The organism is Monashia sp. HAY1-5C, from assembly GCF_056755255.1.
In genome coordinates this window covers 27,133-48,467 of record NZ_JBPGXG010000004.1, presented here as the reverse complement: position 1 = coordinate 48,467, position 21,335 = coordinate 27,133, and the positions used below count along the sequence as shown (strand labels likewise).

General features: G+C 73.5%; 20 protein-coding genes. 1 reads left to right on the top strand and 19 read right to left on the bottom strand.

Features of this window, described 5'->3' with window-relative positions:
- Nucleotides 1-35: 35 nt before the first annotated feature.
- The 4 genes from lepB (ACR9ZK_RS01295) to ACR9ZK_RS01280 all read right to left on the bottom strand — a co-directional run bounded on the left by lepB (ACR9ZK_RS01295) (nucleotide 36) and on the right by ACR9ZK_RS01280 (nucleotide 2,368).
- The gene (gene lepB, locus ACR9ZK_RS01295) at nucleotides 36-908 is read right to left on the bottom strand and encodes a signal peptidase I (RefSeq protein ID WP_481339217.1); all 873 of its coding nucleotides are present in this window, start codon (nucleotides 906-908) and stop codon (nucleotides 36-38) included.
- Nucleotides 908-1,624: a signal peptidase I gene (gene lepB / locus ACR9ZK_RS01290; protein WP_481339215.1), complete on the bottom strand. Its 717-nt coding sequence runs from the start codon at nucleotides 1,622-1,624 to the stop codon at nucleotides 908-910. Before lepB (ACR9ZK_RS01290) ends, lepB (ACR9ZK_RS01295) begins: the two co-directional genes overlap by 1 nt.
- A gap of 58 nt (nucleotides 1,625-1,682) precedes the next feature.
- A complete protein-coding gene (gene rplS, locus ACR9ZK_RS01285; RefSeq protein ID WP_481339213.1) occupies nucleotides 1,683-2,057 on the bottom strand; it encodes a 50S ribosomal protein L19 in 375 nt (124 codons plus the stop codon).
- Nucleotides 2,058-2,188: 131 nt separating this feature from the next.
- Nucleotides 2,189-2,368, bottom strand: coding sequence for a hypothetical protein (locus ACR9ZK_RS01280; protein WP_481339211.1), 180 nt, complete (start codon nucleotides 2,366-2,368; stop codon nucleotides 2,189-2,191).
- Between the two features lie 21 nt (nucleotides 2,369-2,389).
- Between ACR9ZK_RS01280 and ACR9ZK_RS01275 the strand changes: the two genes are divergently transcribed.
- On the top strand, nucleotides 2,390-3,148 hold the full coding sequence (locus tag ACR9ZK_RS01275) for an ABC transporter permease (RefSeq protein ID WP_481339209.1): 759 nt from the start codon (nucleotides 2,390-2,392) through the stop codon (nucleotides 3,146-3,148).
- Nucleotides 3,149-3,159: 11 nt separating this feature from the next.
- Here ACR9ZK_RS01275 and trmD read toward each other — a convergent pair whose 3' ends face one another.
- From trmD to smc, 15 genes are all read right to left on the bottom strand, one after another.
- On the bottom strand, nucleotides 3,160-4,338 hold the full coding sequence (gene trmD, locus ACR9ZK_RS01270) for a tRNA (guanosine(37)-N1)-methyltransferase TrmD (RefSeq protein WP_481339271.1): 1,179 nt from the start codon (nucleotides 4,336-4,338) through the stop codon (nucleotides 3,160-3,162).
- Between the two features lie 44 nt (nucleotides 4,339-4,382).
- Entirely contained in the window at nucleotides 4,383-4,910 is a 528-nt protein-coding gene (rimM, locus tag ACR9ZK_RS01265) for a ribosome maturation factor RimM (protein ID WP_481339207.1), read from the bottom strand.
- Nucleotides 4,911-5,022: 112 nt separating this feature from the next.
- Complete coding sequence (locus ACR9ZK_RS01260; RefSeq protein ID WP_481339269.1) at nucleotides 5,023-5,265, bottom strand: RNA-binding protein; 243 nt, start codon at nucleotides 5,263-5,265, stop codon at nucleotides 5,023-5,025.
- A 2-nt stretch (nucleotides 5,266-5,267) separates the two neighbouring features.
- On the bottom strand, nucleotides 5,268-5,714 hold the full coding sequence (rpsP, locus tag ACR9ZK_RS01255; RefSeq protein WP_481339205.1) for a 30S ribosomal protein S16: 447 nt from the start codon (nucleotides 5,712-5,714) through the stop codon (nucleotides 5,268-5,270).
- Between the two features lie 172 nt (nucleotides 5,715-5,886).
- The gene (locus tag ACR9ZK_RS01250; protein ID WP_481339203.1) at nucleotides 5,887-6,870 is read right to left on the bottom strand and encodes a GNAT family N-acetyltransferase; all 984 of its coding nucleotides are present in this window, start codon (nucleotides 6,868-6,870) and stop codon (nucleotides 5,887-5,889) included.
- Nucleotides 6,860-7,948: an amidohydrolase family protein gene (locus tag ACR9ZK_RS01245; protein WP_481339201.1), complete on the bottom strand. Its 1,089-nt coding sequence runs from the start codon at nucleotides 7,946-7,948 to the stop codon at nucleotides 6,860-6,862. Before ACR9ZK_RS01245 ends, ACR9ZK_RS01250 begins: the two co-directional genes overlap by 11 nt.
- 36 nt (nucleotides 7,949-7,984) lie before the next feature.
- Entirely contained in the window at nucleotides 7,985-8,809 is an 825-nt protein-coding gene (locus tag ACR9ZK_RS01240; RefSeq protein WP_481339196.1) for an alpha/beta fold hydrolase, read from the bottom strand.
- 41 nt (nucleotides 8,810-8,850) lie between these two features.
- Entirely contained in the window at nucleotides 8,851-9,825 is a 975-nt protein-coding gene (locus ACR9ZK_RS01235; protein WP_481339193.1) for a S1C family serine protease, read from the bottom strand.
- Between the two features lie 205 nt (nucleotides 9,826-10,030).
- A complete protein-coding gene (ffh, locus tag ACR9ZK_RS01230) occupies nucleotides 10,031-11,638 on the bottom strand; it encodes a signal recognition particle protein (protein WP_481339190.1) in 1,608 nt (535 codons plus the stop codon).
- A gap of 58 nt (nucleotides 11,639-11,696) precedes the next feature.
- Nucleotides 11,697-14,060: a [protein-PII] uridylyltransferase gene (locus ACR9ZK_RS01225; RefSeq protein ID WP_481339186.1), complete on the bottom strand. Its 2,364-nt coding sequence runs from the start codon at nucleotides 14,058-14,060 to the stop codon at nucleotides 11,697-11,699.
- Between the two features lie 91 nt (nucleotides 14,061-14,151).
- Complete coding sequence (locus ACR9ZK_RS01220; RefSeq protein WP_481339184.1) at nucleotides 14,152-14,490, bottom strand: P-II family nitrogen regulator; 339 nt, start codon at nucleotides 14,488-14,490, stop codon at nucleotides 14,152-14,154.
- Complete coding sequence (locus ACR9ZK_RS01215; RefSeq protein WP_481339182.1) at nucleotides 14,487-15,905, bottom strand: ammonium transporter; 1,419 nt, start codon at nucleotides 15,903-15,905, stop codon at nucleotides 14,487-14,489. The genes ACR9ZK_RS01220 and ACR9ZK_RS01215 overlap by 4 nt, the downstream gene beginning before the upstream one ends.
- A 144-nt stretch (nucleotides 15,906-16,049) precedes the next feature.
- Entirely contained in the window at nucleotides 16,050-17,279 is a 1,230-nt protein-coding gene (gene ftsY / locus ACR9ZK_RS01210) for a signal recognition particle-docking protein FtsY (RefSeq protein WP_481339180.1), read from the bottom strand.
- Between the two features lie 75 nt (nucleotides 17,280-17,354).
- Complete coding sequence (locus tag ACR9ZK_RS01205) at nucleotides 17,355-17,546, bottom strand: hypothetical protein (RefSeq protein ID WP_481339178.1); 192 nt, start codon at nucleotides 17,544-17,546, stop codon at nucleotides 17,355-17,357.
- Nucleotides 17,547-17,618: 72 nt separating this feature from the next.
- A complete protein-coding gene (gene smc, locus ACR9ZK_RS01200; protein ID WP_481339176.1) occupies nucleotides 17,619-21,197 on the bottom strand; it encodes a chromosome segregation protein SMC in 3,579 nt (1,192 codons plus the stop codon).
- Nucleotides 21,198-21,335: the final 138 nt, after the last annotated feature.

Here is a 21,335-nt window from a genome sequence, read left to right as displayed (position 1 = left end):
GGGGCGGAGCGCGGTGGCGGGACGACGTCTGCGCGTCAGCGGGACGCCGTCGTCGCCGTCGTCGCCTTGCTGGTGGGGGTCGGGTTCGTCGTCGCCTTGGGGGTGGCGCCGGAGGGCGCGGGTACCGACCCGAAGGTCCGCTCGGGCACGCCGAGCCACGTCACGTGGTCGATGGGCCACACGATGAACAGTGCGCGTCCGACGATCCTGTCCATGGGCACCGAGCCGGTGGCGCCCGTCCCGTCGTCGTGCCATCGGCTGTCGGAGGAGTCCGAGCGGTGGTCGCCCATGACCCAGATCTTGCCCGGCGGCACGACGATGTCGAACGCCTTGCCCTGGCTCGGGGCGTCGCCCGGCTTGACGTAGGACTCGGTGATCTCGACGCCGTTGACCTTGATCTTGCCGGTGCCGCCGTCGGCCTGGACGTGGTCGCCGGGTAGGCCGATGACCCGCTTGATGAGGTGGTTCTCGGCGTCCTCGGGCAGCAGGCCGACGAAGACGAGCGCGTCGTGGAACGGCCCGCCGACGGTGCTGTGCGCGTTGTCGAGACCGGAGAGCCACGGCGAGGGGGTGCCCGGGTCCTCGAAGACGACGACGTCGCCGCGCTTGAGGTCGAAGGGGCCGGGCGTCAGCTTGCTGACGATGACGCGGTCGTCCTTGACGAGCGTGTTCTCCATCGAGCCGGACGGGATGTAGAAGGCCTGGAACAGCCAGGTCTTGACGATGAACGACAGGGCCATCGCGAGGACGACGACGATGACGATCTCCTTGATCCCCGCGAGCAGCGTCGCCCCGAAGCCGCGACGCGGCTCCTCGTCGTAGTCACCGTCGAGATAGTCCTCGTCGTCGCTGTCGTCAGCCGAACGCCCGCGCGTCGGGTCCTCGGAGCGTCCGGTGTACTGCGACATCACTCACCATTTCGTGGGACGGAGGCAATCTGGCCCTGCTCGACCGGGCCGAGCCGACCGAGCGGCCAGTATCGCACCCAGACCTTGCCGATGACGTCCTCCCCCGGCACCATGCCGCCGCCCGGATCGCCGAGGTGCGCCCGCGAGTCCGAGGACGACCCGCGGTTGTCGCCCATCACCCAGAACCGGTCGCGCGGGACCTGCACGTCGAAGGGCACGAGGCTCGGTTTCTGGCCCGGCGCGAGGTAGGGCTCGTCGATCGCGACGCCGTTGACCTCGAGGCGTCCGTCCGCGGCGCAACAGCGGACGCGGTCGCCGGGCAGCCCGATGACCCGCTTGACGTAGTCCGTCGGCTGGCCCTTGCCGACGATGCTCTCGGCGGCCTCGACGAGCGTCTGCAGGAACCCCCGGTCGGGGACCCGCAGGCCGAAGGCCTGGGAGGCGTCGAAGACGATGATGTCGCCGCGCTCGAGGTGCTCGGGGGCGGTGGTGCGCGAGACGAGGAGGCGGTCGCCGACGAGGAGGGTGTCCTCCATCGACTCGCTCGGGATGCCGAACGGCGTCACGAGGAAGGCCCGCACGACGACGACGGCGAGCAGCAGGACGGCCGGGCCGATCATCCAGCGGTGCCGGCGCAGGGCGCTGCGCGACCGCGCCACTCCCGGGGACGACGAAGGCGCGGCGGGCCCCTGCTCCGGTGGGATGCCGGCTGTCATGCCGGCTCGCCCGCGTGGGGACCCACCGCGCCTCGGGTGGTCAACCTGACGCCGTGCGTCAGTTCTTCGCGTCGGCCTTGGCCGGGACCGTTTCGCGCTTCTCGCGGATCTTGGCGGCCTTGCCGCGCAGACCGCGCAGGTAGTACAGCTTCGCGCGACGGACGTCACCGCGGGTGACCAGCTCGATCTTGTCGATGATCGGCGTGTGCAGCGGGAAGGTGCGCTCGACCCCGACACCGAAGGAGATCTTGCGGACGGTGAAGGTCTCGCCGACGCCGCCGCCGTGACGACGGATGACGACACCCTGGAAGACCTGGATGCGCGAGCGGGTGCCCTCGACGACCTTGACGTGGACCTTCACGGTGTCGCCGGCGCGGAACTCCGGGACGTCGGTGCGCATCGAGGCGGCGTTGAGCTCGTCGAACGTGTGCATGGTTGGATCGCTTTCCTGGGTGCCACAGGCCACCCCTCGCAGGTCATGGTGCGCGTCGGCCGGGCCACGTGGGCCACCCGGCGGGACGGACCCGCGTGGTGGTGACCCGACTCCCCCTGTGGCAGGGGCCGTCATGTGCCGGACGCAAGGACCAAGTCTGCCAGAGCCACGCGCAGACCCGAAATCGGCGAGCGCCCACCGGGCGGCGCGACCACGGCGGCGCGACCGGCCACGTCATCGGCCGCGTCACCGGTCGTGTGTCCGGCGTCGTCGACGGTCACGTCCACGGTCACGTCCACGGTGAGGTCCACGGTGCCGTCTACGGTGGCGCCGTGGACGTCTCCCCCGGCTGGTCCGTCGCCCTCGCCCTCGTCGTGCTGCTCACCGTGACCGTCGTGGCACAGCGAGCCGGCCGCATCCCCCTCGACCGCCAGGCGGTCGTCGCCGCCCTCCGCGCGGTCGTGCAGCTGTCGCTGGTCGCGCTCGTCATCACCGTCGTCGTCGGGTCGGTCTGGCTGTCGCTGCTCGCCGTCGGGGTCATGTTCGCGACCGCCGTGCTCACGACCGCCAGGCGCGTCGGCGCGTCGGCGTCCTGGCACTGGGCCGCCGTGGCGATGGCCAGCGGGGTGCTGCCCGTCGTGTCGGTCATCGTCCTCAGCGGCACCGTGCCCTTCACGGGGATCGCGCTCATCCCGGTGGCCGGCATCGTCATCGGCAACACCATGACCGTGCACACGCTCGTGGGCCGGCGCGCCTTCGCGGCCCTGCGTGAGGAGCACGGGCAGTACGAGGCGGCGTTGTCGCTCGGCCTCACGTCCGCCCAGGCCATCGACGAGATCATCGCCCGGCGGGTGCCCGAGGGGATCGTCCCGAGCCTGGACCAGGTGCGCACGTCGGGCCTCGTCACGCTGCCGGGCGCCTTCATCGGCGTCATGCTCGGTGGCGGCAGCGCCATCCAGGCGGCCACCGCCCAGGTCCTCGTCCTCTTCGCGATCATGGCCACCCAGGCCATCACCGCGGGTGTCGAGGCCCGCTTCATCCGCGAGCGGCGCATCCTGCCCGACGACCTCCGGGGCGCCCTCGTCTCCTGAGGACGGACGCGTCAGCGACGCCGCTTGCGCAACCGCACGGCACCGGGCACGGCCGGCTGCGCCGACGTGTCGATGCGGTAGCCGGCCTTGCGATAGAGGCGCAGGTTGTCGGTGCTGCGCTCGCCCGTGTCGAGGGCGAACGTGCGGACGTCGGCCGGGGCCGTCGCCTCTGCGTGCTCGAGCAGCCGCCGGCCGAGCCCGTGGCCCTGGAGGTCCGGCGCCACGCACAGGCGGCCGACGAACCACTCGTCGCCGTGCCGCGACGTGCGCACCGAGCCGACGATGCGGCCGCCCTTGACGGCGACCCACGTGTCGTGGGCCTCGAGCGCGGCCCGGGCCTGCTCGAGGGTCTCGGTGAGCGCGGGGATCGCGAGGGTGTCGTTGGCGAGGGCCTCCTGCACCCAGCAGGCTCGGGTCAGGACGTGCAGCTCGGGGACGTCGGCCGGCGTCGCGAGCCGGATCTCGACCTCGCCCGCACCGTGCGAGGCGTGGAGCAGGTCCGGACGGCGTGCCGCAGTGCGCTCGAGCCGCTGCCGGTGGCGCCAGGCGGCGATGGCGGCGTGGTTGCCCGAGAGCAGGACGTCCGGCACGTCGCGGCCCTTCCACGTCCGGGGGCGGGTGTAGATCGGGTACTCGAGCAGGCCGTCCTCGTGGGACTCCTCGACGAGCGACTCGGCGTTGCCGATGACCCCGGGCAGGAGCCGCCCGACCGCCTCGACCATGGCGAGCACGGCGACCTCGCCGCCGTTGAGGACGTAGTCGCCGAGGCTGACGACCGAGACCTCGAGCCCGAGGTCCTCGCGAGCGTACTCGTAGACCCGTTCGTCGATGCCCTCGTAGCGCCCGCAGGCGAACGCCAGCCACGGCTCCTTCGCCAGCTCACGGGCGAGAGACTGCGAGAACGGGGTGCCGCCCGGGCCGGGGACGACGAGCCGGGGCCGTCCCGCGCTGCCGGCAGGCGCGGACGCGACGACGGCGTCGAGCGCCTCGGACCACGGCTGCGGCTTCATCACCATGCCGGCGCCGCCGCCGTACGGGGTGTCGTCGACGGTGTGGTGCCGGTCGTGCGCGTGGTCCCGCAGGTCGTGGACGCGCACGTCGAGCAGGCCGTCGGCGCGGGCCTTGCCGATGAGCGACAGGTCGAGCGCGGCGAGGTACTCGGGGAAGATCGAGACGACGTCGACGCGCAGGGTGGGGCCGGCACCGGGCGCGACGTCGGTCGGGGGCGCAGGGCTCACTCGCCCGCCTCGCGGTAGAGGTCGAAGAGGCCGGGCGGCGGGTCGACGACGACGTGGTCGGACTCGACCGTCGGCACGATGCGCCGCACGAACGGAACCCAGGCCGTGAACCCCTCGTCGAGGGCGAGGACGAGCCGGTCCTGGGCCGCGCCGATCTCCAGGCCGCTCACGGTGCCGAGGCGGGCACCGGCGGTGTCGCGCACCTCGAGCCCGACGAGATCCTCCTCGTAGAAGGCGTCCTCCTCGGCGGCCGCCTGCGGCTCGGGCAGCACGAGGCGCGTGCCGCGCAGGCCCTCGGCACCGACGCGGTCGGGCACCTCCTCGAAACGCAGCAACCAGATGCCGCGATGCACCCGGGTGCTCGCCACGGTCAGCCGGTGGGGGACGCCGGTTCCCGGCTCGGCCTCCGTCTCGATGACGGTGCCGACGGCGAACCGCGTCTCGGGGTCGTCGGTGTGCAGCTGGACGGTGACCTCTCCCCGCAGGCCGTGCGGTTTGCCGATGCGCGCGAGCACGACGTTCATGGCGCCGATCCTCTCAGGTTTGGCGGTGGCCCGGACGCCGCGAGGGGCGCCCCGGGAGGTCCCGGGACGCCCCTCGGCGTCGGTGGTGCGGCTGCGGCCGTCCTCGGACGGCTCAGCGGACGCGGTCGGTGTCGACGATGTCGACCCGGACGTTCCCGCCGCCCGCGAGCGCGCTGACGACGGTGCGCAGGGCGCTGGCGGTGCGTCCAGAGCGGCCGATGACGCGGCCGAGGTCGTCGGGGTGGACCCGGACCTCGAGCAGCTCGCCACGACGCAGCTCCTTGCGACGCACGACGACGTCCTCGTCGTGGTCGACGATGCCCTTGACGAGGTGCTCGAGCGCCTCCTCGAGCACGGTCACTCGCTCTTCTCGGCCTCGGCGGCCTCGGGAGCGGCCTCGGTGGCCTCGGTCGCCTCGGCCACCGGAGCGTCGGCCTTCTTGGCCGCCTTCTTCTTCGGGGTCGTGGCGCCGGAGGCACCCGCGTCGGAGCCCTTGCCGGCGGCGGCCACGGCGGCCTCGTAGAGGTCCTTCTTGGAGGGCTTCGGCTCGGCGGTCCGGACCTTGCCTTCCTCGACGACCTTGAGCAGGGCGGCGACGGCCTCGGTCGGCTGGGCGCCCTGGCTGAGCCAGTACTTCGCGCGCTCGGCGTCGATCTCGATGAGCGAGGGCTCCTCGGTGGGGTGGTACTTGCCGATCTCCTCGATCGCACGGCCATCGCGCTTGGTGCGCGAGTCCATGACGACGACGCGGTAGAACGGTGCACGGATCTTGCCCATGCGCTTAAGTCGGATCTTGACTGCCACGGTCTGGTGGTCTCCTTCATCGTGAGCACGGCAAGACCGCCGCGGGATCGGCGGGGAGCCATGGCTCGGGTGTAGGCGTCCGGTCCAGCCGAGCTGCGGCCGGACGGGTACAGCCGTCCATTGTGCCAGACGCGGGACGGTGCTCCGAACCGTGTCTGCGCCCCGACCGCGCTCAGGCGAACGCGGCCCGCACGGCAAGGGCCTGCCGCACGACCTCACGACGCGGCACGTCGAAGGCCGCGTCGAGGACCGGGACGACCGACGGCGCGAAACCGCTGCGCGCCAGGCCCATCCGCACCTCCGGCCGCGTCGCGCGGCACTCGACGACACCACCGACCGGTGACGTACGCAGCAGCTCGAAGAGGATGGCGGTGGTTCGCGCGTCCTGCGTGACCGTCGCGCCCGTGGAGTCGGGCCCGGTGAGCGTCGACGCCGACAGCAGGGGCACCTCGAGCTCGGCCGCGAGGGCCGAGGCGAGGCCCTGGCCACCCTGCCCGGCGAACCCCGCGCCGCCGAGGACGACGCAGGCGAGGCGCCGCAGCCCGTGGGCCCGGTACGGCGGGGCGGGCCACTCCGAGGACAGCACGGTGTAGCGGTCGTGGTCGCGCCAGGCGCGTCGGCCGTCGACGCCGGGCAGGTGCAGGAAGTCGCGGGAGAACCCCTCGTGGACGAACCCGAGGGAGCGCACGAGCCCGGCCGAGCGGGTGTTGGCCGGCTGGATGTTGGCCTCGAGCCGGTGCAGGCCCAGGCCGTGCGGCTCGTCGGCGAAGGCGAGGCCGACGACGAGCTCGAGCCCTTCGGCGAACAGGCCCCGCCCGACGTAGGGGTCGTAAGCGTCGTAGCCGACCGTGGCGCTGCGGAACGCGCCCCCGACGACGTTGGCGACGTTGACGCGTCCGACGAGCCCGTGGTCGCCCCCGGGGTCGCGGGCCAGGACGAGGAACGTGCGGTAGGTCGGCGACTGGTTGTGCAGGACGATCGGGAAGTTCGTCGGGTCCGGCATCGCGAAGTCCGACAGCCGTCGCAGCGAGCGCGTCACGGCCTCGGCGTAGGCCGCCGTGTCGGACGGCCGGGGCGGGCGCACCTCGACGCGCTCGCCCCTGGCGCTCAGCGGCGGGTCGGCGGGCTCGGGCTCACGGGGCCCCTCAGCGGACAACGCGCCCCCGCAGGACGATGCCCGTCGGGTCCGCGAGCGCGCAGAGGTCCTCGCGCGGGTCACCGGCGACGACGAGCAGGTCGGCGTCGGCACCCTCCTCAAGGCCGGGCCGGCCCAGCCACCGTCGGGCCGACCACGTCCCCGCGGACAACGCCTCGACCCGGGTCAGGCCGGCCGTGGTCAGCTCGACCATCTCCTGGACCGCGAGGCCGTGGGGCAGGCTGCCACCGGCGTCGGTGCCGACGTAGATCGGCACCCCGGCCTCGTGGGCGGCGCCGACCGTGGCGTGCCGCCGCGCGTGCAGGTCGAGCATGTGCCGGTGGTAGCCGGGGAACTTCTCCCGCGCCGGCTCGGCGATCGCCGGAAAGGTCGCGATGTTGACGAGCGTCGGCACGATGGCGATGCCCTGGGCCGCGAAGGTGTCGATGGTGTCGTCCTGGAGGCCGGTGGCGTGCTCGACGCAGTCGATGCCGGCATCCGCGAGGTCGCGCAGCGACTGCTCGCCGAAGCAGTGCGCCGTGACGCGGACCCCTTCCTCGTGCGCGGTGGCGACGGCGGCGGCGGCCGCCTCCCGGGACCAGCTCGGCGCGAGGTCGCCGACGTCGCGGTCGATCCAGTCCCCGACGAGCTTGACCCAGCCGTCGCCGCGGTGGGCCTCGAGCCGGACGTAGCGCGTCAGCTCGTCCTCCTCGATCTCGTGCCCGAAGTTGCGCAGGTAGCGGCGCGTCCGCGCGATGTGTCGCCCGGCACGGATGATCTTGGGCAGGTCCGCACGGTCGTCCACCCATCGCGTGTCACCCGGCTGGCCGGCGTCGCGGATGAGGAGCGTGCCGGCGTCACGGTCGGTGATCGCCTGCTGCTCGGCGACCTCGCGGGGCACCTCGCCGTGCGGCCCGAGGCCCACGTGGCAGTGCGCGTCGACGATGCCCGGCACCACCCAGCCCTCGAGCGTCTGCACGTCCACGGTCGAGGCGGGGGCGGTGAAGGTGATGCGCCCGTCGACGACCCACAGCTGGTCGACCGTCTCCTCCGGTCCGACGAGCACGCGACCACGCACATGGAGCACCGGTGCTGTCATGGCACCGACCCTAACCGGGAAGGCCTCCGGCCGGGCTCAGCGGTGGGCGCCTCGGAGCGTCGCGAGGACGTCGGCCCAGTGGGCCACGAGGGTGGCGAGGTGGCCGGCGCCCGCACGGACGACGAGAACCGAGGTGGGCAGGTGCGCGTGGAGCCACTCGCCGTGGGCCAGCGGCACCGCCCGGTCGTGGTCTCCGTACCAGAGGTGGACGGGGGCCCGGACGGCGGACAGGTCGAGGTCCCACCCCGGCCCGAGCGCGAGGTCGTCCCGCGAGACGCCGCGGTAGGCGGGCACGCCGGGCCGTCCGGCCGGGGTCCACGGCTCGAGCAGCTCCGGCACGACGAACCTGCCGACGAGGTGGCCGCGACCGTCACGGTGCAGGCGGTCCACCCGTGCCACGGCGGACTCGACGCGTCCGGCCCGCAGGAGAGCGGTGGCCTCGGCGTCGACGGACCCCGGTTCGAGCTCGGCCAGCGGCCCGACCCCGGCGACGACCCCGACCGCGACGACGCGGCCCGGCGCGACGGCCGCTGCCGCGAGGGCGTAGGGCCCACCACCGGAGGCGCCGAGCGCTGCGAAGGACCCCATCCCGAGCCGGTCGGCGACCTCGACCGCGTCGCGCGCCACCGACGTCAGGGTCGTGGCGGCGTCGCTCGAACCGCCGTACCCCGGACGCGACGCCGACACCAGCCGCACGCCCGCGCGCCGGGCGGCGCCGTCGCCGAGGGCGCCCTGCAGGCGGCCACCGGGGGTGCCGTGGAAGTACAGGACGGGCGAGCCCCGCGGGTCACCGCCCTCCCAGACGTCGACGCGGCGGCCGTCGCCGAGGACGAGGCGGTGCAGCCCGTTCGTCGTGACCACGGCACGAGCCTAGGCCGGTGTGCCCCGGAGTCACCGAGGAGTCACCCGCGCAGGAGCCGGGGCACCGCGAAGACGTCGACGAGCGCGGACCCGCGAAGGACGGTGATCTCCATCGACCGGTCGATGGCCTCGTCGAGCAGGATCCGCTGCAGCGACTGCGCGTCGGTCAGCGCTCGCCCGTCCGCGGCGACGACGACGTCGCCCCGCATGAGCCCCGCGCCCTCGGCAGGGCTGCCCGGCACCACCTGGACGATTCGCAGCGCGGTGCGTCGGCCGAGTCTGGCCGCGACCTCGTCGGACACGGGGACGGGCGCGGTCACCAGGCCGAGGTAGCCCCTGCGGACGTGCCCGTCGTCGACGAGCGCCTCGATGATCCTGCGGGTGGTGGCGTTGACGGGTACCGCGAGGCCCAGCCCGACACCGGCCACCGCCGTGTTGATCCCCACGACCCGCGCCCGGGAGTCGGCGAGCGCCCCACCGGAGTTGCCCGGGTTCAGGGCCGCGTCGGTCTGGATGACGTCCTCGACGAACCGGCCGGCAGTGCCGGAGCGGGTCGGCAGCGACCGCCCCAGGGCGCTGACCACGCCGGCTGTGACACTCCCCTCGAGGCCGAGGGGGTTGCCGATGGCGACGACGACGTGCCCGACCTCGAGCCGGTCGGCGTCACCGAACTCGGGCGGCGGGGCGAGCGACGACTCGGCGCGCACGACCGCGAGGTCCGAGAGCGGGTCGGTCCCGACGAGGTGCACGGTGACGGAGGTGCCGTCGACGAAGTGGGCCGTGCCCCGGTCGACGCCGTCGACGACGTGGGCGTTGGTCAGCAGCAGCCCGTCCTCGGTGAGCACGACGGCCGACCCGCCGCCCTCGACGGTCCCGCCCCGGACCGGCCGGTGGACCCGGAGGCTCGCCACGACCGGTGCGAGCCGGCGGGCGACGGAGCTCACGGTCCGTGAGTACGCGTCGAGGACCTCGTCGTCGGCCGGTTCCGGCGCCGCCGGCATCTCGAAGAGCGCCATTCCTCCTCCTGCTGCCCCACCGCGGCGAGCGCGGTGCACCTCACCCGTGCAGCGAACGGGCCGCTGGAGGCATTCCCGGGCCGGCGGGGTTTCGCCCGAGGCGAACACGCGCCAGGCGGGAGGACGGACCAGGGGGACGGGCGCCCGGCCCGGGCGTCCGTGGTTCCGGCCGGTCGACCGGACGCGTGGGCCCGGGAGGCCGGCGTCAGCCCTTGCCGAGGAACTTCTCGAAGCCCTTCGGCAGGCTCGACGGGTCGAGGCCGGCGAGCGGGTCGGCCGAGCCGTCGGCACCGCCGAACGAGCTGCCCGCCAGCGGACGCGGCGCTCCGGCGCGTTCGGCGGCGGCGCGCTCCTCCGCGGCCCGCTTGGCCGGGTTGCCGCTCTTGCTCTTCTTGCGCTGCGGCTGCTGCTTGCCGCGCTTGCCCTTGCCGGGGACTCCCGGCATCCCGGGCAGACCGCCACCACCGCCACGGGCCAGCGACTTCATCATCTTCTGGGCCTGGCCGAAGCGCTCGAGCAGCTGGTTGACGTCGGTGACGGTGACACCGGAGCCCTTGGCGATGCGGGCGCGTCGGGAGCCGTTGATCTGCTTGGGGTGGGTGCGCTCGAAGGGCGTCATCGAACGGACCATGGCCTCGACCCGGTCGAACTCGCGGTCGTCGAAGGCGTCGAGCTGCTCTCGCATGCCCTGCATGCCCGGCATCATCTTCAGCATCGACTTGAGCGAGCCCATGCGCTTGATGGCGTTCATCTGCTCGAGGAAGTCCTCGAACGTGAAGTCCTCCTCGGCGAGGAACTTGCGGGCCATCTCGTCGGCCTGGCGCTTGTCGAAGGCCTTCTCGGCCTGCTCGATGAGCGTCAGGACGTCGCCCATGTCGAGGATGCGGCTGGCCATGCGGTCGGGGTGGAACACCTCGATGTCGGTGACCTTCTCACCGGTCGAGGCGAACATGATCGGCTCGCCCGTGATCTCGGTGACCGACAGGGCTGCACCACCGCGGGCGTCGCCGTCGAGCTTGGACAGCACGACGCCGGTGAAGGCGACGCCGTCGTGGAAGGCCTGGGCGGTCTCGACGGCCGCCTGGCCGATCATCGCGTCGATGACGAAGAGGACCTCGTCGGGCTGCACGGCGTCACGGATGTCGGACGCCTGCTGCATGAGGTCGGCGTCGACGGCGAGGCGGCCGGCGGTGTCGACGATGACGACGTCGTACTGCTTGGCGCGCGCGCGCTCGATGCCGAGCCGTGACACGGCGACGGGGTCGCCGAAGGAGCGGGTGCCCTCGCCGGTGCCGAGGACGGCGTCGTGGCCGCCCATGTTGCCCCGCTCCGGGGCGAAGACCGGGATGCCGGCGCGCTCACCGACGACCTCGAGCTGGGTGACGGCGTTGGGGCGCTGGAGGTCGGCGGCGACGAGCACCGGCGTGTGCCCCTGGTCCTTGAGGCGGCGCCCGAGCTTGCCGGCGAAGGTCGTCTTGCCGGAGCCCTGCAGGCCCGCCAGGAGGATGACCGTGGGCGGCTGCTTGGCCAGCCGCAGCGTGCGGGTCTGCCCACCGAGGATCCCGACGAGCTCCTCGTTGACGATCTTGACGACCTGCTGGGCCGGGTTGAGCGCCTGGCTGACCTCGGCGCCGAGCGCGCGCTCGCGCACCCGCGAGGTGAAACGCTTGACGACGGGCAGCGCGACGTCGGCGTCGAGCAGGGCGAGCCGGATGTCGCGGATCGTCGAGTTGACGTCGGACTCCGAGAGCCTCCCCTTGCCGCGGAGGTTCTTGAAGGTGGCGGTCAGCCGGTCAGACAGGGATGCGAACACCCGCAAAGGCTATCCGCTCCGGCGTCCTGCTCCGACCCCGCGCTCGGCCGGCGCCGGTTCAGTCGGCGTCGCAGGTGTCGATGATCATGGCGACGGCCTGGGCGGCGCGGGCCGGTGCCAGCTGGCCGCCGCCGAACTCGGTGACGTAGAACGTGTCGAGCGTCTGGCCGGCGTACGTCGCGATGTGGGCCGACCGCACCGACAGCGACGCCCTGGCCAGCGTGATGCCGATGTCCTGCAGCAGACCGGGGCGGTCCGTGGCGCGCACCTCGATGACCGTCGCGGTCTCGGACGCGCTGCTGATGACCATGGCGCGCGTTGAGTCGACCGACCCCGAGCCGGGGCTGCGCACGCTCGAGGACCGTCGACGCTGGAGCCTGCCGAGCGGTGACCGGTCCCCCGCCGCCACCCGGGTCAGGTCACGGGCGATCGCCTCGGGCAGCGGCGTCTCGCTGCTCGGCGAGTCGACCCACCACTCGTTGACAGCGAGCCGGTCGAGGGTCCGCACGATGGCAGAGCGGACGACGAAGCCGTGCGCCGCGAGCAGTCCGGCGGTGTCGGCGAAGAGGCCGGCACGGTCGCGGTCGACGATGTCGATGCGGTGCGCGCCGCCGAGCGAGGTCACGGTGACGTACGGCTCGCCGGCGGCGACGCGCGCCTGTGCCTCGGGCGAGAGCGGCACGGTCTCCATCGGTTCCACCACGAGCGGCCCCTCTCCGTCGGTGCGGGCGCCGAGGGCCGACCGGCAGGCGTCGTGCAGGCGCGCCACGAGCCCGGCCCGCCAGTCGCTCCACGCCTTCGGGCCGGCAGCCGACGCGTCCGCCTCGGTGAGGGCGCGCAGCAGGTCGAGCGTCGTCGCCGACCCGGCGACGGCATCGGACAGGGCCGTGATCGTGGCCGGGTCCTCCGGGTCGCGACGGGTCGCGAGGTCGACGAGCGTGAGGTGCTCGCGCACGAGCCGCACGACGACCGCACGGTCGGCGTCGGGGACACCCATGCGGGCCAGCACACGGTCGGCGATACCCGCACCGGTGACCGAGTGGTCCTGGGCTCCGGGCACCTTGCCGATGTCGTGGAGCACCGCGGCCAGCATGAGCAGGTCGGGCCGCGACACGTCGCGGACCATGCCGCTCGCGGCCACGACGGTCTCGATGAGGTGCCGGTCCACGGTGTGGCGGTGCACGGCGTTGCGCTGTGGGCGGCTGCGGACGACGCCCCACTCGGGGATCCACCGCTCGATGACACCGGCGAGGTCGAGGCCCTCCCAGACGGTGACGAGCCCGGGACCGGTGGCCAGGAGGTCGGCGAAGAGGTTGCGCGCGACCTCGGGCCACGGTTCGGGCATCGGGGGGGCCTGTGCGGCAAGGTTCTTCAGGGTCGTCGGCGACAGCGGGATGCCGGCGCGGGCCGCGACCACGGCCGCCCGCAGCGGGATGACCGGGTCGGAGGCGAGGTCGGCGGACGGGCCCAGCACTGCCTCGCCGTCGTGCCGGTAGAGGCCGTAGCCGAGCGGGGCCAGCTGGGGCCGGCGGGGCCCGACGCGCAGCGTCCGCGCACGCTGGGACTGCATGGCCCGGCGCAACGTGCCGTCGACGGCGTAGGCGATGGTCCGGGCCGACGTCGACAGCTCGGTGAGCAGGTCGTCGGCGTCGGTGTGGCCGAGCAGCGCCGCGCACGCGTCCTGGTCGTCGCGGGTGAGGCGGTCGCGCCCACGGCCGGTGACGACGTGGATGGCGTCGCGGATGTCGAGGATGCGCTCGTAGGCGGCGTCGACCTCCCCGTGCGGACGGTCGGTGAGCCAGGCGGCCGTCAGGGCGCGCAGGACCGACATGTCGCGCAGGCCGCCGTGCGACTCCTTGAGGTCGGGCTCGATGAGGTGGGCCAGGTCACCCTGTCGGGAGTGCCGCTGGAGCACGGACTCGTGCATCTCGCCGAGGCGCGTGCGGGCGTTGGCGCGCCAGTCGTGCGCCACCGTCGAGCGGGCCGCGTTGACGACGTCAGCGTCGCCGGCGACGTGGGTCAGGTCGAGCAGCCCGACCGCGGCCGAGAGATCCTCCGAGGCCACCGCCCGGCAGTCGGCCACGGTGCGGACGCTGTGGTCGAGCTTCACCCCGGCGTCCCAGATCGGGTACCAGAGCCGGTCGGCGAAGGCGCCGACCTCCTTGCCCGACAGCCCCCGCGGGTGGTGGACGAGGACGAGGTCGTAGTCGCTGAGGGGTCCCCCGTCGCCACGGGCGAGCGAGCCGACCGCGGCGAGGGCCACCCCGGCATGCCGTCGCCCGGCGCAGGCCTCGCGCCAGAGCTCCTGGAGCCACCCGAACCCGAACTCCGCGAGCGCCCGGCGCCGGGTGGGTCCGGCGCCGGGCATCGCGAAGGTCCGGGTGCCGGCGAGGTCCAGACGTCGGGTGGTCACATCCGTCATGTCAGGTTCTCGCCGTCCCCTTGTGGTGCGTGTGCACGATGCTGTGGTGCTGTACTTCTCCGGTGCTGCGTCCGCTGGAGGTGGGTCGCGCTCAGAGCGCGTCGATACCACGCTCGCCGGTGCGGACGCGGACGACCTCGTCGACCGGCACGGACCAGATCTTGCCGTCACCGATGCGACCGGTCTGGGCGGCCTTGAGGATGACGTCGAGGACGTCGGACGCGTCGACGTCGTCGACGAGCACCTCGAGCCGCACCTTCGGCACGAAGTCGACCGTGTACTCCGCGCCGCGGTAGACCTCGCTGTGGCCCCGCTGGCGGCCGTAGCCGCTGGCCTCGCTGATCGTCATGCCGGCGACCCCGAAGGCCTCGAGGGCCTCCTTCACCTCGTCGAGCTGGTGGGGCTTGATGATGGCGGTGATGAGCTTCATGCGTTGGCTCCTTCGACCTGCGAGGCGGTGACGACGGGACGGGCGGCGGCGGAGCGGCCGGTGGAGGCAGGGAAGCCGCCGAGCTCGTACCCGGTCTCCGCGTGGACGACCTGGTCGATGCCCTCGGACTCGGCGTCCTCGGCGATCCGCCAGCCGAGCGTGGCCTTGAGGGCCAGACCGATGACGTAGGTGAGGACGAACGAGAACACGACCGAGATCAGGGCGATGATGACCTGCAGGACGGTCTGCTGCCAGCCGCCGCCGAGGAACAGGCCCGTCCCGGTCGCGAGCAGGCCGGCGCCGATGGTGCCCCAGAGTCCGGCGACGAGGTGCACGCCGACGACGTCGAGCGAGTCGTCGTAGCCGAGCTTGTACTTGAGGCCGACGGCGACGGCCGACAGGCCACCGGCGACGACGCCGAGGATGATGGAGGTGACCGGCGTCAGCGCGCCACAGGCCGGGGTGATGGCGACGAGGCCGGCGACGACGCCGGACGCGGCACCGAGCGAGGTGGCGTGGCCGTCGCGGCGCTTCTCCACGAGGAGCCAGCCGGCTGCGGCGGCGCACGTGGCGACCGTCGTGTTGAGCCAGACCTTCGAGGCGACGCCGTCCGCGGCCAGCTCGGAGCCGGCGTTGAACCCGAACCAGCCGAACCACAGCAGCCCGGCGCCGATCATGACGAGCGGCAGGTTGTGCGGTCGCATCGCGACCTTGCCGAAGCCGAGCCGCTTGCCCGCGAGGATCGCGAGGGCCAGGCCGGCGGCACCGGCGTTGATGTGCACGACGGTCCCACCGGCGAAGTCGATGGGGATGACCGACGCCACGCCGTCGGCGACGCCGAACAGCTTGGCCGACAGCCCGTTCTCGGCGCTGGACAGCAGCCCACCGCCCCAGACCATGTGGGCCAGCGGGAAGTAGACGACCGTGACCCACACGACGGAGAACACGATCCACGTGCCGAACTTGACGCGGTCGGCGATGGCGCCGCTGATGAGCGCGACGGTGATGACCGCGAAGGTCAGCTGGAACCCGACGTAGATGTACTCGGGGATCCAGACGCCGACGCCGAACGGGTCGACGAGGCGCGCCGCGCCGTCGGCGTCGGCCAGGGCCCCGAGGCCGAAGAGGTGGAACGGGCTGGTGAAGATGCCACCGACGTCACCGGTCTTGTCCTGGAGGTTGCCGAAGGACATCGAGTAGCCCCAGAGCACGTAGACGATGCCGACGGCGGCCAGGGCGCCGAAGCTCATCATCATCATGTTGAGGACGGACTTCGAACGGGTCATGCCGCCGTAGAAGAAGGCGAGACCCGGCGTCATGAGCAGGACCATCGAGGAGGCGACGAGCATGAACGCGGTCGCGGCCTCGTTGATCTGTGGAGCTTGTGCCGCGAGGGGCATCAGTGCTGGTGTCATGCGAGGAGTCTGGGGACGAGCGGTTTCACCGGACGCCGCGTCGTGTTACGGCCGTGTCAACAACACGCGCCCGGTGTTAGCCCGGAGTTACGCCGAGCGGGCCCGTCCGGATCGTGGACGGGCCCGCTCGCGCACCCTCCGGCCTCAGGCGAGGATGGCGTCGACGAACGCGTCGGGGTCGAACGGCGCGAGGTCGTCGGGGCCCTCCCCCAGCCCGACGAGCTTGACCGGGACCCCGAGCTGGCGCTGGACCGCGACGACGATGCCGCCCTTGGCCGTGCCGTCGAGCTTGGTCAGCACGATGCCGGTGACGTCGACGGCCTGGGAGAACACCGTGGCCTGCTGGAGCCCGTTCTGGCCGGTCGTCGCGTCGAGGACGAGGAGCACCTCGTCGATCTGGCTCTGCTTCTCGATGACACGCTTGACCTTGCCGAGCTCGTTCATGAGGTCGACCTTGTTGTGGAGGCGCCCGGCGGTGTCGATGATGACGACGTCCGCCTCCTCCTCGATGCCGGCCCGCACGGCGTCGAAGGCGACGGCGGCGGGGTCGGCGCCGTCGCGGTCCGAGCGGACGGTCGCGACGCCGACCCGGGCACCCCAGGTCTCGAGCTGGTCGGCGGCCGCGGCGCGGAAGGTGTCGGCGGCGCCGAGGAGCACCTCGCGGTCCTCGGCGACGAGGACCCGGGCCAGCTTGCCGACGGTCGTCGTCTTGCCGGCGCCGTTGACGCCGACGACGAGGACGACGGCCGGCCGGTCGCCCACCCGGCTGCTCGCGATGCGGCGGTCCATGTCCGGCTGGACGAGGGCGAGGAGGTCCTCGCGGAGCCAACCGCGCACGGTGGCCTCGTCGCTCGTGCCCTCGACCTTGACCCTGGTCCGCAGGGAGTCGACGAGCTCGGTGGCGGCCTCGACGCCGAGGTCGCTGGCGATGAGGGTGTCCTCGACCTCCTCCCAGGCCTCCTCGTCGAGGCTGCCGCGCGACAGGAGCGCGAGCAGTCCCTTGCCCAGCGCGGTGTTGGAGCGGGCGAGCCGGGCGCGCAGCCGCTGGAGCCGTCCGCGGGCCGACTCGGGCCGCTCGATCACGGGGGTCGGCGCGACCTCCGGCTGGACGGTCTCGACGGTCTCGGCCGCGGCCTCCGGGCCGACGGTCTCGACCTCGGCGGGAGCCCCCGGTCTGTCGACCGGTGGTGCCGTCGTGTCGCTCGGAGCGGGCGGCCTGCGGTCGAGGTCCTCGACGGGCAGGCCCGGTGCGGGCGGCGCCTCACGCTCGAGCGTCGCGTCGCGGCCGCGCCCTCGGGTCAGCGTGACGCCGTAGACGATGCCACCGACGAGCACGAGCGCGCCGATGATGACGTAGATCCAGACTGTGTCCACCCGGTCATCCAACCACGCAGCCGGACCACCCCCGCGAGCCGCGACCGATGCGCAGGACGCGGGCTCGCCGTCCGGTCAGTGCGTGCGGGCGCGCGTGTGTCGCGTCCCTCCCAGGGCCGACGCGCGACGACGTGCCTCGCGTGCGACCCCCTCCCCCTTGGCGGTGAGCAGGTCTCGGCCACCACGGTGCGCGGGCACCGCGACGACGCCGACGACCGCCACACCGAGAACGGTGACGACGAGCATCGAGATGACGAGGAAGACCATGTGACAAGAGTGACGCATGTTACTCGAGGGACGCAAACCAGCGGGAGTGACGATTCGGCAACGCCGGACGCGTCAGGCGGACTGCTGGTCGGCGACGTCGCGCAGCCGCTGGCTGACCACGGTCGTCACGCCGTCGCCCCGCATGCTGACGCCGTAGAGGGCGTCGGCGATCTCCATCGTCTTCTTCTGGTGGGTGATGACGATGAGCTGGGAGCTGTCGCGCAGCTCCTCGAAGAGCGTGATGAGGCGGCCGAGGTTGGCGTCGTCGAGCGCGGCCTCGACCTCGTCCATGATGTAGAAGGGCGAGGGCCGGGCCTTGAAGATCGACACGAGCAGCGCCACCGCGACGAGCGAGCGCTCGCCGCCGGACAGCAGCGACAGCCGCTTGATCTTCTTGCCGGGCGGGCGCGCCTCGACCTCGAGGCCGGTCGTCAGCATGTTCGACGGGTCCGTGAGCACGAGCCGCCCCTCGCCGCCCGGGAAGAGTCGCTGGAAGACGCGCTCGAACTGCACCGCGGTGTCCTCGAACGCCTCGGCGAAGACCCGCTCGACGCGCTCGTCGACCTCCTTGACGATGTCGAGCAGGTCCCGCTTGCTGCTCTTGAGGTCCTCGAGCTGCTCGGTGAGGAACTTGTGCCGCTCCTCGAGCGCCGAGAACTCCTCCAGCGCCAGCGGGTTGATGCGGCCGAGCGCATTCAGCTTGCGCTCGGCCTGCCGCAGCCGCTTCTCCTGGGCGTCGCGCACGAACGGCACCGGCTCCGGCTGCGGGGCGTCGGCGTCGGCGTCGGGGTCGGGCACGACCGGCACCGGCTGGTGCGGGCCGTACTCGTCGACGAGCGCATCCGGCGCGATGCCGAGCTCCTCGACCGCGCGCGTCTCGAGCTGCTCGATGCGCAGGCGCTGCTGGGCCCGCGCCACCTCGTCGCGGTGGACCGAGTCGGTCAGCTCGCGCAGCTCGGCCTGCAGCGTCGCGACGTCCTTGCGGACGACGGCGAGCTCCGCGTCGCGCTCGGTGCGCTCGGCCTCACCGGCTGCCCGGGCACGGCCCGCCTCCTCGGCCGACTCGACGAGCAGGCCGTGCGCCCACGTGGCGGCGACCCGGACGGCCTCGGCCACGGCGGCCTCGCGGCGGCGCCGCTCCTGCCGGGCGGCGAGCCGCTCGCGTGCCTCCTCCTCGTGCCGGGCGCTGCGCTCGAGGGCGTCGGCGCGGTCCTTGAGGGCGCGGGCGCGCTCCTCACGGGTGCGCAGGGCGAGGCGCAGCTCGGTCTCGGTGGCCCGGGCCTCGCGGGCGAGGTCCTCGAGGCGGTCGCGCTCCTCGGTCGAGGGCTCGTCCTCGACCTCCCCCTCGCCGCTCGCGGCTTCGAGCCGCTCGAGCAGCTCGGCGTGCTCGGCCTGGTCGGCCTCGAGGGCGGCGGTGGCGTCCGCGATGGCGCGCTCGGTGCGCTCGACCTCGGCCCGCGCGGCGCGGACCGCCTGGCCCAGGGATCCCAGCTTCTCGGCGACCGCCGACATGCGGGCGTCGCTCTCGTTGAGTCGCTCGAGCGCCTCGTCGACGGCCTCGGCGAGCTCCGCCCGGGTGGACTCGAGGCCGGCGAGCCGGAACCGGGACTCCTCCGCCTGCCGGGTGGCGGTGGCGACGGCGGCGCGGGCCTCGTCCAGGGCCGCCTGCAGCTCGATGAGGCTGGGCGCCGCGTGGCTCCCGCCGCGCACCCAGCCCGGCCCGTAGACGTCACCCTCGCTCGTCACGGCGGTGACTCCCGGGTGCCGGCGCACCAGCACCGACGCGGCGCCGGCGTCGGCCACGAGGGCGACGCGGTCGAGCACCTGCTCGAGGGCCGGACGCAGGGTGTCGGGGCACGAGACGACGTCGCGGGCCCAGCGCTGCCCGTCGGCCAGGACCGGCCAGCCGGCGGGGTCGACGGGCGCGGCGGACTCGGCCACGAGCAGGCTCGCGCGCCCGCCGTCGTCGTCGCGCAGGGAGCGCACCGCGGCTCGGGCCCCGTCGAGTGAGCCGACCGCCAGGGCCTCGGCGGCGGTGCCGAGGGCGGCGGCCACCGCGGTCTCGAGGCCGGGCTCGACGGTCAGCAGCGAGGCGACCGACCCGAGGATGTCGTGGGTGTCGTCGGCGGCCGCCAGGAGCGCTGCGGCGCCGTCCTTGCGGCTCAGGCTCATCTCCAGCGCCTCGACGCGCGCCGCGGCGCCGGTGCGGGTGCGGTCGGCGGCCGCCTCGGCGTCCTTCCACCGGGCGACCTCGGCCTCGACGGCCTCGAGCCGTTCGGCTGCCTCCTCGTACGCGCTGTCGAGGCCCTGCTCGCCCTCCTCCTCCTGGGCGACGCCGGCCTCGAGGCGGGCGAACTCGCGCTCGGCCTCGGCCGCCCGGGTCGCGGCCTGCTCGATGGTGTGGCGCAGCCGCCCCAGCTCGGCCTCGCGGGCCTCGATGCGGGAGGCCTTGGCGCCCACCTGGCCGCCGAGCTTGGCCAGCCCCTCGCGGCGGTCGGCCGCGGCGCGCGAGGCACGGGCCAGCCGGGAGGTCTCCTCGGCGTGACGCCGCTCGGCGTCGTTGCGGGTGAGCACGGCCTCCTCCAGGGCCGCGCCGGCCTCCTCAATCTCGGCGAGGAGCATCTCCTCCTGCTCGCGGACCGCCGCGGCCTGGGCGCGCAGCTCGTCGGGGTCGCGCGTCGGTCCGTCGTTGCCGGCGTCGTCCTCGGACAGCAGGCGGACCCGCTCGGCCGCGAGCGAGCGCGTCGAGGCCATCCGCTCGACGAGCCGGCCGAGTGCCACGTACTCGTCCTGGGCGCGGGTCAGCCGCGGACGCGCGGCCTCGGCCTCGGCCTCGAGCGCGGCCAGGCGCGTCGCGAGGTCGGCGATGGCCTCCTCGACCTGCGTGCGGCGCTCGATGAGCGCCGACTCGTCGGCGACCTCCTGCTCGAGCGTCGACCTCAGCTGGACGAGGTCGTCGGCGAGCAGGCGCAGCCGGGCGTCGCGGGCATCGGTCTGGATGACGGCGGCCTTGCGCGCGGTCTCGGCCTGGCGCCCGAGCGGCCCGAGCTGGCGGCGGATCTCGCTCGTGAGGTCCTGGACGCGGGTGAGGTTGGCCTCCATCGTCTCGAGCTTGCGCAGCGCGCGTTCCTTGCGCTTGCGGTGCTTGAGGACGCCCGCGGCCTCCTCGATGAAGCCGCGACGCTCCTCGGGCGTGGCCCGCAGCACGGTGTCGAGCTGGCCCTGGCCGACGATGACGTGCATCTCGCGGCCGATGCCGCTGTCGGAGAGCAGCTCCTGGACGTCGAGCAGGCGGCAGGGGGTGCCGTTGATCGAGTAGTCGGAGCCGCCGTTGCGGAACATCGTCCGCGCGATGGTGACCTCGGTGTAGTCGATGGGCAGCGCGCCGTCGGAGTTGTCGATCGTCAGGGCGACCTCGGCGCGGCCGAGCGGCGCGCGCCCGGCGGTGCCGGCGAAGATGACGTCCTCCATCTTGCCGCCGCGCAGCGACTTGGCGCCCTGCTCGCCCATGACCCAGGCGAGCGCGTCGACGACGTTGCTCTTGCCCGAGCCGTTGGGCCCGACGATGCAGGTGATGCCGGGCTCGAGCCGCAGGTGGGTCGCCGAGGCGAAGGACTTGAAGCCCTTCAGGGTGAGGCTCTTGACGTACACGAAAGAGGCGTTCCTTTGTGGTCCGGCCGGGCGGCGATCCCGGTCAGCGTACTAGCCGCACGGCCGCCGGCCCGGGAGGTGAGCCTCCGGGCGTCCGCGGCGTCGGGGGCGTCGGGGGCCGGCGGCGTAGCGTGGGCC

Bases quoted from the DNA above. Each gene is read 5' to 3' on its own strand.
- lepB (WP_481339215.1), bottom strand. From the start codon at position 1,624: ATGACAGCCGGCATCCCACCGGAGCAGGGGCCCGCCGCGCCTTCGTCG.
- ACR9ZK_RS01245 (WP_481339201.1), bottom strand. From the start codon at position 7,948: ATGACAGCACCGGTGCTCCATGTGCGTGGTCGCGTGCTCGTCGGACCG.
- rplS (WP_481339213.1), bottom strand. From the start codon at position 2,057: ATGCACACGTTCGACGAGCTCAACGCCGCCTCGATGCGCACCGACGTC.
- ACR9ZK_RS01225 (WP_481339186.1), bottom strand. From the start codon at position 14,060: ATGACGGATGTGACCACCCGACGTCTGGACCTCGCCGGCACCCGGACC.
- ACR9ZK_RS01215 (WP_481339182.1), bottom strand. From the start codon at position 15,905: ATGACACCAGCACTGATGCCCCTCGCGGCACAAGCTCCACAGATCAAC.
- rimM (WP_481339207.1), bottom strand. From the start codon at position 4,910: ATGAACGTCGTGCTCGCGCGCATCGGCAAACCGCACGGCCTGCGGGGA.
- ACR9ZK_RS01235 (WP_481339193.1), bottom strand. From the start codon at position 9,825: ATGGCGCTCTTCGAGATGCCGGCGGCGCCGGAACCGGCCGACGACGAG.
- lepB (WP_481339217.1), bottom strand. From the start codon at position 908: ATGTCGCAGTACACCGGACGCTCCGAGGACCCGACGCGCGGGCGTTCG.
- ACR9ZK_RS01220 (WP_481339184.1), bottom strand. From the start codon at position 14,490: ATGAAGCTCATCACCGCCATCATCAAGCCCCACCAGCTCGACGAGGTG.
- ACR9ZK_RS01205 (WP_481339178.1), bottom strand. From the start codon at position 17,546: ATGGTCTTCCTCGTCATCTCGATGCTCGTCGTCACCGTTCTCGGTGTG.